The organism is Shewanella sp. SM95 (genome assembly GCF_025653595.1).
In the GTDB taxonomy this organism is placed as follows: Bacteria; Pseudomonadota; Gammaproteobacteria; order Enterobacterales; family Shewanellaceae; genus Shewanella; species Shewanella oncorhynchi.
Genome location: NZ_JAKKSE010000009.1, coordinates 119,642 through 134,534 on the forward strand (window position 1 = coordinate 119,642; position 14,893 = coordinate 134,534).

The following is a 14,893-nucleotide window of genomic DNA, read 5'->3' on the forward strand; positions in this document are numbered from 1 at the left end:
ACTCGGCAATATCACTGGCGAGTTTCATTCAATAGCGAGTCGAGTGGCACTCAACAAATACTCAGGTCAGGAAGCTCCTGACCTGAAACAATGGAAATCGATTATGAAACAGACAATTGAAGCACAAAACATCACTGAATCAATGCGGAATACTCAAGTCATCGGAGGCACTAAAATGTCGAAATTTAGCTCTTTATTCAAACATCGCAAGTTGCAGATGTTTGCTGTCTCGGGTGTCGCCATGGCCATGCTGGTGGTTTCCTTGCCTTCGGTGAGCACCATGGCCTATGCCAAAGACAGCAGTTTATCGGCGGCGCAGCAGCAAGAGGTGCGAGCGATTCTTAAAGATGCCTTGATCAATGATCCTGACCTAATGAGAGAAGCAATTATTGCGTGGCAAGCAAGGGAGCAAGAGGGTGCAAATACAGCCATGCAAACCAGTCTTGTGACTCATCATAAAGCCATGTATGAGACCAAAAGCGATCCGTGGAAGGGCGCTGCGACACCTGAGATTGAGATGGTGTACTTCACTGATTTTAACTGCCCATACTGCAAGAAAATCGAGCCTTCGCTGAACCAGCTGATTGAAGAATTTCCGCAGTTAAAAATCATAGTCAAAATGGTGCCGCTGCAGGGCGAAGGCTCCAAAATGGCAGTCGATTTTGCCCAAACGGTTTGGTTAAACGAGCCTGAAAAGTATCTCAAGGTAAAGGATATGTTGATGTCGAGTCCGCGTGGACTCGATGCCGCCGCCATCGCTAAGGTCGCTAAACTGACGGCAACTGAGCGTTGGGTCGGCAACACAGATGAGCGCGTGGCTAAAATGGTCGATGACAATGTTAATTTAATGAATGAGTTAGGCATAGGTGGCACTCCAAGTATGATAGTGGCTGATACGCTTATTCCCGGATTAGTGCCTTACGAAGTGTTAAAAGAGCAGCTCGAAGCCGCGATTGCCGCTAAAGATAAGACGCAGAAGAGCAGTTAAGATGTCGCCAAAGGAAACTGAAAATATGAGCGCCGAACAGGTTTCGACATCTTTACCTAAACGCATATTGGGCTGGATTAAGCAGCTGGCACTTTGGCTGCTCATTGCCCTTATCGTGACCAGCGTGATGGACATCTGGCGCGGCAAAGATATCCCGCGGGATAATTTGCCACAGATCCAAGGGACGACTTTGGCTGGGGAAGCGCTTGATATTGCCAAGTTAAGCCAAGATCAGGCGGTATTAGTGTACTTCTGGGGCACTTGGTGCCCTGTGTGTAATTTTGTCAGTCCGGCGGTCAATCAAATGTCGGCCTATTACCCCGTGGTGACGGTTGCCATGAATTCGGGAGAGGATGAGAAACTGAGAAAATATCTTCAGCATCAAGGCTATGGCTTTGACACTATTAATGATAGTGACAGCAAGATTGCCCGTGATTGGTCATTGCAGGCGACGCCAACCATTATGATCTTTAAAGAGGGTGAGCTAAAACACTATACGACAGGCTTTACTAGCCTACCCGGTATGTGGTGGCGAATGATGTTCACTTAGACGTGATGCTTCAGGGGCTGTTTTAAGGGAGAAAAAAGCGCTAATTTAGGTTAGCGCTTTTTATTATCAACTTATTTCAGGACTAGGCAACTAGCTGAAAGCTTAGGATTTACTTCACTAAGGTGAGCAGTGGCGCCTGACTCACGACTTGGAAGTCGAGCGCCATAGTCACACTGAGCGCCGTAATAGTGATAATTGAAAAACCAAACACTTGGCGAGCCCAGCGGTGCATGTCGACGCCGTGGCGATAACCTTTTAATGCCATGGCAAGCCACCACAGACTAGTGGCACAGGTGACCGCCATAAAGGCGATACCTGTGTAACCCGCGAGTGGTAACAGTGCACTGACTAAGGCGAACACAGCAATATAAAGCACGATATGCAGTTTTGCCTTGGTCATGCCTTCTGCAACCGGCAGTACAGGAATATTAGCGGCCGCATAGTCATTAAAACGGAAAATCGCGATGGCATAGGAATGTGGCATCTGCCATAGACTGAACATCAACAGCAAAATAGCTGCGCCCATGTCCATTTGCCCTGTCACACTGCAATAGCCAACCACGGGCGGTACTGCACCCGAGAAGCTGCCAACCAAAGTGCCATACACTGAGTTACGTTTCATGTAGAGGCTATAAACCCCCACATAAACGATGTAACCAATAACGGCAAATAGCAGGGCTAATGCATTGGTAAACAAGGCTAAGATGCTAAAGCCTAACACACCTAAGGCGAGTCCAAACGCGAGTACGTTACCCACGGCAATTTCGCCCGTGACGGTCACGCGTTTGCAGGTTCGCTGCATCTTGGCGTCGATATCACGGTCAATACAGTTATTGATTGCGCAGCCCGAGGCTACAACTAAGGACAATCCTACTAAGCTCGCCAGCATCAAGACCAAATTTACGTCGCCTTTGGCGGCTAATAAAAAACCGCCAGCAACGGAAATCAGATTCCCGAAAATGATGCCAGGCTTAGTAACCTGCACATACCCTTTGAAGCGTGCTTTCCATTGCGGTGACATAAATCTGTCTTGTGTTTGCATAGACTGTTTCTCGTTACATCATCAAAGCGTTGGCTTCGAGTATGATCCACACCGACAGGCCGACTACCATGACAATAATCAGGGCGGTAAACAGGAAGGAGAAGGTATTTACTTTGCCTTCTTTCGAGAAATCTAAGTGCAAGAAGTACTTAAGATGTACCACTATCTGCACTATCGCCATCACTAGCACTAAGCTAAGGGTGGTCGCTTTCTCGAAGTGATGGGTCATTACAGCCCAAAACGGAATGGCGGTTAATACCACTGACAGCACAAAGCCCATTAGATATGACTTAATGCTCGCGGCCAGATCGTCAGTGCCATGGCTAGGCTTATGAGTATGACTATGTGCGCTCATTACAGTGCTCCCAATAAATACACGACCGTGAATACACAAATCCACACTATGTCGAGGAAATGCCAGAACAGGCTTAAGCAGCTCAGGCGGGTGATGCTGCGATGACCTAAACCAGTTTTCGCCACTTCAATCATCATAATCGCCATCCAAATCAGACCTGCGGTCACGTGCAAGCCGTGCATACCGACCAGAGTGAAGAAGGACGACAGGAAAGCGCTGCGCTGCGGGCCATTGCCATGTTCAATAAGGTGATGGAATTCATAGACTTCCATCCCGATAAACACACAACCGAGGGCGAAGGTGACGAGTAACCAAGCCAAGGTTGCGGCTTTGTTGTGGCGCTTAGCAAAAATCAGCGCCATGCCATAGGTAATACTACTGACGAGCAGGGCGGCAGTTTCGATCAGCACAAAGTCCAATTCGAAAATGTCTTTACCCGAAACGCCACCGTCCGTGTTCATGTAGAGCACTGCATAGGTTGCGAAAACCGAGGCAAACAAAATGCAGTCGGTCATCAGGTAAATCCAAAAACCAAACAGAGTGTTGCCACTCGTATCATGGTGTTCGTGATGATCTTCTGCGTGAGCTACTTCTAAATCTGCTGGGATTGCAATACTCATATCAGCCCCTTACTACATTGTTTAAGTGGGCATTTTCAATGCGAGCCACTTCATCGGGTTGCACGTAATAGTCGACGTCATTGTTATAAGCACGGAACAGGAACACCACGAAAGCGCCCACTAAGCCCACAATGGCTAACCACAGGATGTGCCAAATAGCGGCAAAACCAGCGGCAGTGATCCCCAGCGCCATTAAGATACCGCTTGAGGTATTTTTCGGCATATGGATTGGCTGATAGTGTTTGAGGCCTTGATAAGCCACGCCTTTTTCTTTCGCATCGGTAAAGGCATCAATATCAGCAACCTGTGGCAGCTTAGCGAAGTTATAGAACTGCGGTGGAGAAGCGGTTGACCACTCTAAAGTATGGCCATTCCATGGATCGCCCGTGGTGTCGCGGTTTTGGTCGCGGTCACGGATACTCACGTACAGTTGGATAAACTGCAGAATGATACCGACCATGATGATGCAAGCACCCACGGCGGCTAAGTAGATCCACACGTTCCACGCTGGGTTATCAATGTGGTTGATACGGCGTGTCATACCCATAAAGCCCAGTACGTACAGCGGCATAAAGGCCACATAGAAACCGATTTGCCAGCACCAGAATGACGCTTTACCTAAACGCTCATTCAAGTGGAAACCTGTCGCTTTCGGGAACCAGTAAGCAAAACCTGCTAAGTAACCAAATACCGCACCACCAATAATAGTATTATGGAAATGCGCGATTAAAAACAAACTGTTATGTAAGACGTAGTCGGCACCCGGTAAGGCTAATAACACCCCTGTCATACCGCCTATGGTGAAAGTCACCATAAAGCCTAGTGTCCACAACACAGGTACCGTTAAACGTAGGCGGCCACGGTAGATAGTGAACAACCAGTTAAACAGTTTTACCCCGGTTGGAACCGCAATCACCATAGTCATCACCCCGAAGAAGGCGTTGACGTTGGCACTTGAGCCCATGGTGAAGAAGTGGTGTAACCAAACGATGAAACCTAGAATTGAAATCGCACCACTCGCCCACACCATAGAGGTGTAACCGAACAGACGTTTAGAGGTAAAGGTTGAGATCACATCGGAGAAAATACCAAAAGCAGGCAAAATCAGGATGTAAACTTCAGGATGTCCCCACGCCCAAAACAGGTTGATATACATCATGGCGTTACCGCCACCGTCATTGGTGAAGAAGTGGAAATCCATGTAACGGTCGAGTGTCAGCAGGGCTAACACAGCGGTTAAGATTGGGAATGACGCGACGATCAATATGTTCGCCCAAGTACAAGTCCAAGTGAAGATTGGCATTTGCATCAGCTTCATGCCTGGGGCACGCATCTTCAGTACGGTGGCGATAAAGTTCACCCCGGTTAAGGTCGTCCCTATGCCCGAAATCTGCAGTGCCCAGATATAGTAATCGACCCCAACCCCCGGACTGTAAGCCAGCTCTGAGAGTGGTGGATACGCCACCCAACCTGTCTTAGCAAATTCACCTAAACCCAAAGAAATATTGATCAGCACAGCGCCCGAGGCGGTAAGCCAGAAGCTGAGGTTGTTCAAGAATGGGAAGGCAACGTCGCGGGCACCAATTTGCAGCGGCAACACTAAGTTCATTAGACCTATCATAAATGGCATCGCCATAAAGATAATCATGATCACGCCATGGGCGGTGAAGATTTGGTCGTAATGTTCAGGCGGCAGATAACCTGCGGCGCCGTTGGTGGCAAGTGCTTGCTGGGTACGCATCATAATGGCATCGGAGAAGCCACGAATGAGCATCACCAAAGCTAACACTATGTACATGATACCGAGGCGTTTATGGTCAACTGAGGTTAACCAGTCGTTCCAAAGTACGCTCCATTTTTTGTGTTTAGTGATCAAGGCTGCGATATACAAACCTACCACTGCGACGACCGCTAAGGTCACCATGATGATAGGCTCGTGATACGGAATCGCATCTAAGCTTAATTTACCGAGAAATGACATGATTACTCCGCCTCCACTTGTTGAGTGGATGAGTGCTCTAAGGATAAAGGTTCTGTGGATGAGTCCTGTGTTGATGACGGTACAGAAGGTGTTGAGCTATCCATGTCGGCCATGTTCTGTGTATTTTCCATCGCGTGCTCGCCTGCCATATGTGCCATGTCGTGCATACCTTTCATGTCTGCCATGTCAGATGTGTGCTCAGTGCCCATAGGTTCCATGCCTGCGTGCATGTCCATTCCTTCGTGACCTTTCATGCCGTCATGTGAGTCCATGTGCATGTATTGCATCACGATTTGGTCAAACATCCCTTTGCTCACTGAGCCAAAGTATTCAACCGGATTGTATTCACTCGGTTTAGCCAGTGTGGCATAGGCCGCTGAGTCCAATGTCTTGCCCTGTTGTTTTAACTTGGCAACCCATGCCTCGAAGTCGGCAGGTGTCTGAGTGGCAATCGCTTTAAACTTCATGCCCGCAAATCCGGCGCCGCTGTAGTTAGCCGAGATACCGTCGAAGGTGCCGGGCTCGTTAGCGATCAAATGTAACTTAGTGGTCATGCCCGCCATAGAGTAAATCTGGCTGCCTAACTGAGGAATGAAGAAGGAGTTCATCGCAGTGTCAGAGGTGATCTTAAAGTTCACCGGCACATTGGCTGGGAACGCCAACTCATTGACCGACGCCACGCCTTGTTCTGGATAAATGAATAACCATTTCCAGTCCAGCGACACCACTTCAACCGTGACGGGTTTAGCTTCGTGATCTAAAGGTTTGTATGGATCAAGATCATGGGTCGAACCCCAAGTGATCACACCGAGCACTATTACGATCACAATCGGCACTATCCACACTACGGTTTCAATCGCTGTTGAGTGTGCCCATTTAGGCGCATAGATTTCTTGATCACGGCCATCGCGGTATTTCCACGCGAAGTACAATGTCATGGCAATCACAGGGATAACGACAATGAGCATGAGTAGGGTGGCGACGATAATCAGGTGTTTTTCATCGATACCGATTTGGCCCTTAGGGTCCAATACTCCGCCATCACAACCCGCGAGCATGAGTGCTACTGCCGCGATTGCCGCTTTACTTAATTTTCGAATTAACAAAGGAAGATTCCTCTAACCCTAAGGTTTACAACTCTGCCAAGCGTTAACCGGCAGTCGCACTAAGCGGCGTTATCTGAGCGCAAATCCTGAGACCCAAGAGGTATGACACAAAATGTGCCGCTATCCCGAGGCCAATCGAAGATCAGCTTTCAGCGCTTAATGCTTAATTTAAATTTAAAAACAGAGGGTTAAAATGGCGGAGCGCGACAACCGTGGGCGGTATGTTCGAGGGATTTTAGCCTTGGGGGTGCTAAAAAAAGTGAAGCGTTAGTTAAATCGAGATGATTGAAAAATTTGAAGCAGCAGTCGATTAAATGCCATAACTGCAGAATAACGAAGGGATTGAGTAATAACAGGCTGAGCAAACTGGCGCCGATAAACTCGACTAAAAAGCCATTGCTGAGGCTGATGAGTTCACTAATATCAACACAACCGCCGATCAACACGGATAAAACGTCAGCAATAGGCAGCACAAACAATAACCCGAAAAACAGGGTTAGATTTGTCATGCTAAAGGTTGAAAGCCGAATAGTTAGGTTCAATCTTTCAGCAATGAATTGGCTAAGAGCTAATTTCAATTAATGAGTCCGGCTGAACGGGAAAAGGAGTCAGTTGGCAGAACAAAAAATATTCAGCATGTAACTTTTTTATGCGGCAGGAGGATACCAAGAAGCGGCTATTGAATGAAAGCGGATCCCCGTAGTAAAAGGGCTTAAGTATTAAAAAAACCTTAATTAAAACTAAATGAGATCGTTAATTTTACAAAATTAACAGTATTTAAACTGATTTTGTTCTCATAAAATAAAAAATTGTGAAGCCTCTCATTTATTCATTTTAACTAAAGTTGATTTGCTTGTGGTGTCATTGAGTTGATTATAGCTCCTATAAACATGTTAGCTTTACCCGCAAAAAGACTAAGCTTAACTTCTATGGCGGGGCTAATGTTGCCGATAGTTGTCTTGATGGGTTAGCTTGTTTGTCGCAAGATTGGGCTCGCCAAGTTTGGCTGTGTGATTAAGTGCATTTGAGATCGGCATCCCAAATAAAAACATCACGTTAAATGAGTGATTGCGTCAGTCATTTACGCTATTTACATTAGATAAACCGATTATTAAACTGTGAACTTATCTCGCCCCTGATATGTGCTTGAGATTGAGCCTGTGAGTAGGGCATGATGCTTCTCAATTCTTGAAGTGCGTCAGCATGAAGGACTACACATAAAGTCATTTATTCCATACCTCAAGGTAAACATTTTCATCGCCTTAGCTTACGTTATTGTAGGTAAAATTGGTTTGATGATTGCTTTGCCGCCTGGATATTCTGCTGCAATTTGGCCTGCCGCAGGTATTGCCATTGCCGCTTGTGTTTTATGGAAAGAATATGCGCCTTGGATTGGCGTGTTCATTGGTTCTTTGTTGATTAATCTCAACATCAGCGGACATATCCATTGGGGGTGGTTGCCCTTTGCGATTTCAATTGGCTCATCTATACAGGCAGTGCTTTCTGCCTATGTTCTTGGGCGGGTCGATCATTTATTCACCCTAGATAATCCTAACGCCGTCATTAAATCCTGCTTGAGTTTAGCTTTAACTTGTACTGTAGCGACTGTTTTTGGCAATTTCTCCTTAGTGATTAACGGTACGATTCCACAGTCCGATTTACTGGGTAGTTTAATAAATTGGTGGACTGGGGATTTGCTCGGTGCCGTGATTTTTATCCCTCTGACTATGTTGCTATTTGATAAGCGAGTTATTTGGCGTTCTCGCCGCATTCAGACGGGTGTGCCTCTGCTGGTGGGCTTTTTATTTTGCGTGGGGATTTATTACTACTCAGATATGAATCAGCGCCAACAGTTGCAGGATAAGTTTCTGGTTCAATCTAATGCGATTATTAGCAATATTGAAAGTTTTCAAGATGCGAACCTCCAACAAATTGTTGCCTTAGCAAGCTTGTTCGATAATAGCGAGCAGGTTTCTGAGGATGAGTTTGTACAGTTTGGCAAACGCAATATGTTGATGAAGGATGGCTTTAGAGCTTGGTCTTGGTCACCGCTTGTGGCGGCAGCCGATCAGCAAAGTTTTGAGGCATCCATTCGTTCTGTGGTTGGTGGTTCCTACAAAGTGACTCGTCCCGAAGGCTGGCAGGCGAATACTGATGGTTGGCTAGTCCCTGTGATGTATATTCAGCCGCAGATAGGTAACGAAGCGGCCTTGGGATTAGATCTCAATAGTGAGCCGACGCGAGCTGCAGCCATCGCAAAAGTGCGTGCGACGTTAGCACCCGTGATGACAGCCAAGATTCAATTAGCACAAGATCCCAATGGCCCTGGTGGCACCTTACTCATTGCTCCTGCTTTTGACAGATTGGGTAAGATCTCAGGGTTTTGTTCAGCTGTAATTGATTTGCAAGGCATTATTGATGATGTTGATAGTGTAAAAGGCTTGCAGTGGCAACTGACAGATATGAGTGCGGGCGGTACCTTACTTTATAGCAATACTCAAAAATCGTTTCCCGAATTTAGCAGCAAGCTCTTCAGCGATAAAACTGGGCAGTATTTTCAGGCAAACCTGATGTTAGCGGATCGTCATTGGCATATAGTGATTTATCAATCCTATGCGGTGCTGATGGGCGATACTTTTAGCTTATCGCTACTGATGCTTCTGCTCGCATTTATCACTTGTGCGGTCGTGGGCGGTATGACACTGGTTTCCTCCGGCGAGCGCCAACGTATTGCCGAAAAAGTGACAGAAAAAACCATGGCATTGTCGAAGGAAATTGCCCGCCGTCAGGCTTTTCAAGCTACCTTGGTCGAAAGTGAGCAAAAATATCGAAACCTATTTGATAAGGCCCCAGTGGGGCATGTGCTTAAACGTTTAGATGATGGTCAATTTGTGGCGATTAACCCCGCCTTTCAAGCGATTACGGGTTATTCACTCGATGAGCTTAATCAACTTGATCCTTGGGATCTTACCCCAAAGCGTTATCAATTAAGTGAAGAAGAGCAATTAGAGCGCTTAAAGCAGACGCGCCGTTACGGCCCCTATCAGAAGCATTATTTACATAAAAATGGCCAACTAGTGGCTGTGCGCCTTAATGGGGCTTTAGTTACTGGTGCCAATGGTGAACAGCTAATTTTGTTTATCGTCGAAGATATTACCGAGCAGGAGCGTACCGTTGCGCGGGTAAATCTCTTAGCGCAAGTATTTCAGCAGAGTGGTGAAGGCATCACGATTATGGATGCCAACGATATCATTGTGGATGTGAATAGCGCATTTTCTCAGATCACGGGTTATTCCCGAGAGGACATTATTGGTAAAAACTGCCGTTTTATAGAGGCTGAACGAACGGATAAAAGTATCGATTCTCAAGTCCGTGCTGCCCTCGAGCAAACGGGTTTCTGGCAAGGTGAAGTTTGGGACAGACATAAGCATGGTTACGATTTCCCGAAATGGTTGATGATGTCTGTTGTGCGGGATGATTCTGGTGCCGTGAGTCACTATATTGGCAGCTTTACCGATATCAGTGAGCGTAAAGTCAGTGAGGAACGCATTCATTTCCTTGCCCATCATGACTCTTTGACCTTATTGCCTAATCGACTGAGCTTGCAGTCGCGCCTCGAAGTGGTGTTTAAGGATGCTCTTGTATCCCACAGCCAAATAGCGGTAATGTTCATCGACATGGACCACTTTAAAAATATCAACGATACCTTGGGCCATCATGTGGGCGATCAACTGCTGCTAGAGGTGGCCCGACGTTTGAAATACATCGTTGGTGATAATGATACTGTGGCGCGTTTGGGGGGCGATGAGTTTGTGGTTGCCTTGTCCGATACGAACCATGATGAAGTGGCCAGTTTAGCCGAGGCGCTGCGCAGTGGTTTGAGTCAAACCTATGTGATTAATAATCAAGCATTACATTCATCGCCAAGTATAGGGATCAGTTTATTCCCCAATGATGGTGACAGTGTTGAAGCCTTGATGAAAAATGCCGATATGGCCATGTACCGCGCAAAAGCGGCTGGACGCAATAACTATCAATTCTTTACTGCGGCAATGAACACTTTGATCACTGAGCGCCAGCATATTGAAACTGGCCTGAGGCAAGTGTTAGCAAACGACGAATTGCGGCTGCATTATCAGCCACAAATTGATATTAGAAGCGGGCAAGTGGTCAGTGTCGAAGCGCTTGTGCGCTGGCAGCATCCCGAATTTGGCATGATAGCGCCTGACCGTTTTATTCCCATTGCCGAAGAGATTGACATGATCATCCCAATTGGCCAATGGGTGTTAGAAACGGCGATGGCGCAACTTGCTGTCTGGCGTGCTGCGGGTGCCACTGAGTTGCGAATGGCAGTGAATCTGTCAGCGCATCAACTCCGTAAGGATACGATAGTCGCCGATATTACCAATGTGCTGGTGAAGTATAAGTTGGGCAAAGGCGCGCTGGAGCTGGAGATTACCGAGAGTGTGGCGATGCAATATCCTGAGCAGAATGCGCGCCTATTAGCGGAATTGCGCCAACATGGTATCGAGCTCGCTATCGATGATTTTGGTACAGGATATTCCTCTTTATCCTATTTGAAACTCTTGCCCTTAGACAGGTTAAAGCTCGACCGATCCTTTGTGAAGGATATTGAGACCGACTCGAACGATGCAGCCATTAGCGCTGCAACTATTTCTATGTCCCATGAATTGGGGTTAACTGTGGTCGCTGAAGGGGTTGAAAACGAGGCGCAATTGGTATTATTGTCGAGCATGGGGTGCGACTTAGTGCAAGGGTTTTACTTTAGTAAACCCTTAGCGGCAGAAGAGTGTTTCCGCTTTATCCAGCGTAATTTATAACGGCAGAGTGTTGTTGTTTTTCTAATGCTGGCGCAGAGTTGGACTATACTTGAGTTCGCATTATGCATGCGTTAATCAAAATACTAAGGATGGTTTTATGCAAGTCATCTTCACTAAAGGTACTCAGCGTTATGGCCAGTTGCGCTGTGTGCGCATGGACGGTAGTGCGACCCAAACCCAAATGCCAGAACAAGGTATAGCACCTCACGATATGATCCACTATGTGGTTGAAAAACGCCTGCATATTCAAGGCGCTTTCTTCTCGCAGATCAGAGCTGGCGCCGATATCAGCTTTACCTTAGAGCATAATGAAACCTCCCGCGCCATCGCTGATAAAACGGAGGTGTGGCAAACCGAATCCATAGTTGAGACTCTGCAGTCGCTACTGTGGTCGGGTGAAACGCCAACCTATGACGGCTTTATTTATCTGTTAGAGCAAGCCTGTAGCAGTCGAGACTTAGCCGTTCCTACTGTTAACCAAACAGATTTTGATCATATTCTCAATGAGATTATGGATTTGAGTGTTGAGTGGCAGGGAATGGGTGAAGGTCAGTCCTTGACCTTGAAGTTCTGATCTATTGATTAGGGCGGTGAGTGGCTAAATACCTTCCCCTAAAAAGACTTTGGTATAGCGCGGCTGGATCCAAGCGCTATCACCTTTGTTTATGCCAAGCTGTTTAAATTGCACTTTAGATAATTCAACATGGATCAGTTGGTTATCTAGCTCAGTTAGGACTTCTAATCTCACTGCAGGGCCAACTATGGTCACTAAGTCTAAACTGACTTTAAGGGCATTTTCAGTTGGTTGTGTCAGTACTTCGATTTCGTGTGGACGAACATAGGCCAAGCCTTGTTGCTCTTCGCTAATCGTGTGTTCAGGTGAGGGAATGTGGATATTGCCTATAGTGCTATGCCCTTGTTTTACCCGGGCATGAAATAGGTTCACATTGCCAAGAAACTCGTACACAAAAGGATTGCTTGGATTATCATAAACTTCTTCTGGCGTACCTTGCTGCTCGATACGACCTTGATTCATCACCACGATTTTGTCTGCGACTTCGAGTGCTTCTTCCTGATCATGGGTCACAAATACGGTAGTGACATTAATCTCATCGTGTAAGCGTCTTAACCAGCGGCGTAATTCGGCGCGGACTTTTGCATCGAGTGCGCCAAAGGGTTCGTCTAACAGCAATACCTTAGGTTCGACCGCAAGTGCGCGGGCGAGAGCGATACGTTGTCTTTGTCCGCCAGAGAGTTGCGATGGGTAGCGATTGGCGGTCCAATCTAATTGAACAAGTTTGAGTAATGAATGCACCTTATCGGCAATGTCTGCCTTACTCGGGCGTGTCTTTCGTGGTCTGACAGTGAGTCCATAGGCGACATTTTCGAATACAGTCATATGTTTAAATAGGGCGTAATGTTGGAATACAAAACCGACACCGCGTTCACTCACATGCTGTGTGGTGATGTCTTCGCTATTAAATCTGACTATGCCACTGTCGGCCTGTTCGAGTCCGGCAATAATCCTGAGTAAAGTTGTTTTGCCTGAGCCGGATGGACCTAAAAGGGCCGTCAGCTCTCCGGTTTTGATCTCTAAATTGACCGAGTCTACGGCAACAAAATCACTAAAACGCTTATTAACTTGTTGAATGTGTATGCTCATAATGCTCTGTTCCCAAGGACGTTGCGTTTAGTTAATTTGATGTTTGCGCTCATCTTTCCACTCCACGAGGCTTTTCAGCACGATAGTGACTAGTGCTAAACCTGTGAGCAGGGATGACACGGCAAACGCGGCAGTAAACATGTATTCGTTATAAAGCACTTCTATGTGTAGCGGCATAGTATTGGTCTCACCGCGAATGCGCCCAGAGACCACTGCTACCGCACCAAACTCGCCCATAGCACGGGCATTACACAGGATCACGCCGTAGAGTAAGCCCCACTTAATATTTGGTAACGTGACGTACCAAAAGGTCTTTAAACCACTGGCACCTAGGGTGAGTGAGGCCTCTTCTTCATCTTTGCCCTGTTGCTGCATCAGTGGGATGAGTTCACGGGCAATAAAGGGTAAAGTGCCGAACATGATGACAATGACTATGCCCGGAACGGCAAAAATCACTTTTAAATCATGGGCAGCAAGCCAAGGCCCAAACCAGCCTTGGGCACCGAAGAGGATCACAAAAATCAGCCCGACCACGACGGGTGAAATAGCGAAGGGCATATCGATTATCGAGATCAGTATGGTTTTGCCTCTAAACTCAAATTTAGCAATGGCCCAAGCGATGGCGACACCAAAAATAGCATTGGTGGGTACAACAATAATTAACACTAACAAGGTGAGGCGAATGGGAGCGAGCGCATCGGGATCGGTCACGGCTTGCCACCAGACCTTGAGACCCGCTTCGAAGGCGCCGTAGAGCACAACCGCTAATGGCAAAACCAGAAACAGTGCGAGAAAGCTTAATGCGATCCCGATTAAACTCCACTTTATCCAAGGTGCCTCAGTGGTAGCTTGATAATTTACAGTCGATATTTGGCCCATAGACTTAACCTCTTTTACTCGCCCACCACTGTAGGCTATTAATTAATAACAATAAGAGGAATGCTGCTGCGAGCATGACCACGCCGATAGCCGCAGCGCCGTTATAGTCATATTGCTCAGCTTTGGACACTATCAGTAGCGGAGTAATTTCGGTGTGATAGGGCAAATTGCCCGAGATAAAAATGACGGAACCATATTCGCCTACTGCACGTGCAAAGGCTAAGGCGTAACCTGTTAATAATGCAGGTAATACCGCAGGTAGGATCACTCTTCTTATGGTGGTTAATCGATTAGCACCGAGGGATGCTGAGGCTTCTTCAAGTTCTTTCGAAAAATCAGCCAAAACCGGTTGCACTGTTCGCACGACAAAGGGCAATCCAATGTAAGTTAAGGCGATCACAACACCAATTTGACTGTAGGCGACTTTAATGCCCCATAAATGTAAATATTGACCTACCCACCCGGTCGTTGAATAAAGCGTCACGAGCGCGATACCTGCGACAGCCGTCGGTAAGGCAAAAGGCAGATCGACTAAAGCATCGACGACTTTTTTACCAAAAAATTGATAACGTACTAACACCCAAGCGACGAGAGTCCCAAAAATGGCATTAATGCTGGCGCCAATAAAAGACGCCGTAAATGACAGCTTGTATGAGGCTACAACCTGAGGATGACTAATGGCGACCCAAAAGTCAGCCCAACTCATTTGCAGCGTAAACAGAACTAATCCGGCTACAGGAATAAGAAATAGCAAACTTAAATATAAAACTGAGAAGCCTAAGGTAATACCAAATCCAGGTAGCACAGATTTTATGACAACCTTGCTCATATCATTATTCCGTCGCGAGATAAGTGAAACCAATGGGCG

13 protein-coding genes are annotated in these 14,893 nt (G+C 46.8%); 4 read left to right on the forward strand and 9 right to left on the reverse strand.

Features of this window, described 5'->3' with window-relative positions:
• Window positions 1–103: 103 nt before the first annotated feature.
• The gene (locus L5M29_RS11920; protein WP_263167966.1) at window positions 104–988 is read left to right on the forward strand and encodes a thioredoxin domain-containing protein; all 885 of its coding nucleotides are present in this window, start codon (window positions 104–106) and stop codon (window positions 986–988) included.
• Window positions 989–1,013: 25 nt separating this feature from the next.
• Complete coding sequence (locus L5M29_RS11925) at window positions 1,014–1,538, forward strand: protein disulfide oxidoreductase (RefSeq protein ID WP_263167974.1); 525 nt, start codon at window positions 1,014–1,016, stop codon at window positions 1,536–1,538.
• A 109-nt stretch (window positions 1,539–1,647) separates the two neighbouring features.
• Here L5M29_RS11925 and cyoE read toward each other — a convergent pair whose 3' ends face one another.
• The 6 genes from cyoE to L5M29_RS11955 form a co-directional block, all read right to left on the reverse strand.
• The gene (gene cyoE / locus L5M29_RS11930) at window positions 1,648–2,580 is read right to left on the reverse strand and encodes a heme o synthase (RefSeq protein WP_219235637.1); all 933 of its coding nucleotides are present in this window, start codon (window positions 2,578–2,580) and stop codon (window positions 1,648–1,650) included.
• Window positions 2,581–2,593: 13 nt separating this feature from the next.
• Window positions 2,594–2,935, reverse strand: coding sequence for a cytochrome o ubiquinol oxidase subunit IV (gene cyoD / locus L5M29_RS11935; RefSeq protein WP_006084647.1), 342 nt, complete (start codon window positions 2,933–2,935; stop codon window positions 2,594–2,596).
• Window positions 2,935–3,555, reverse strand: a complete 621-nt coding sequence (gene cyoC, locus L5M29_RS11940; RefSeq protein WP_011787513.1) for a cytochrome o ubiquinol oxidase subunit III — start codon at window positions 3,553–3,555, stop codon at window positions 2,935–2,937. The genes cyoD and cyoC overlap by 1 nt, the downstream gene beginning before the upstream one ends.
• A 1-nt stretch (window position 3,556) precedes the next feature.
• Window positions 3,557–5,536 (reverse strand): cytochrome o ubiquinol oxidase subunit I, encoded by a 1,980-nt coding sequence (gene cyoB, locus L5M29_RS11945; RefSeq protein WP_263167977.1) that lies wholly within the window; start codon window positions 5,534–5,536, stop codon window positions 3,557–3,559.
• Window positions 5,537–5,538: 2 nt separating this feature from the next.
• Complete coding sequence (gene cyoA / locus L5M29_RS11950) at window positions 5,539–6,642, reverse strand: ubiquinol oxidase subunit II (protein WP_263167978.1); 1,104 nt, start codon at window positions 6,640–6,642, stop codon at window positions 5,539–5,541.
• A gap of 188 nt (window positions 6,643–6,830) precedes the next feature.
• Entirely contained in the window at window positions 6,831–7,220 is a 390-nt protein-coding gene (locus L5M29_RS11955) for a hypothetical protein (protein WP_263167979.1), read from the reverse strand.
• Between the two features lie 615 nt (window positions 7,221–7,835).
• Between L5M29_RS11955 and L5M29_RS11960 the strand changes: the two genes are divergently transcribed.
• Window positions 7,836–11,483, forward strand: a complete 3,648-nt coding sequence (locus L5M29_RS11960; RefSeq protein ID WP_263167981.1) for an EAL domain-containing protein — start codon at window positions 7,836–7,838, stop codon at window positions 11,481–11,483.
• Between the two features lie 97 nt (window positions 11,484–11,580).
• Window positions 11,581–12,057, forward strand: a complete 477-nt coding sequence (locus L5M29_RS11965) for a cytoplasmic protein (RefSeq protein WP_113940220.1) — start codon at window positions 11,581–11,583, stop codon at window positions 12,055–12,057.
• Window positions 12,058–12,081: 24 nt separating this feature from the next.
• Here the strand turns inward: L5M29_RS11965 and L5M29_RS11970 are convergent, their stop codons facing one another.
• From L5M29_RS11970 to cysT, 3 genes are read right to left on the reverse strand one after another with little or no spacing between them, the layout of a single operon-like run.
• A complete protein-coding gene (locus L5M29_RS11970; RefSeq protein WP_263167982.1) occupies window positions 12,082–13,146 on the reverse strand; it encodes a sulfate/molybdate ABC transporter ATP-binding protein in 1,065 nt (354 codons plus the stop codon).
• 27 nt (window positions 13,147–13,173) lie between these two features.
• A complete protein-coding gene (gene cysW, locus L5M29_RS11975) occupies window positions 13,174–14,025 on the reverse strand; it encodes a sulfate ABC transporter permease subunit CysW (protein WP_263167983.1) in 852 nt (283 codons plus the stop codon).
• A gap of 4 nt (window positions 14,026–14,029) precedes the next feature.
• The gene (gene cysT / locus L5M29_RS11980) at window positions 14,030–14,854 is read right to left on the reverse strand and encodes a sulfate ABC transporter permease subunit CysT (protein WP_263167984.1); all 825 of its coding nucleotides are present in this window, start codon (window positions 14,852–14,854) and stop codon (window positions 14,030–14,032) included.
• Window positions 14,855–14,893: the final 39 nt, after the last annotated feature.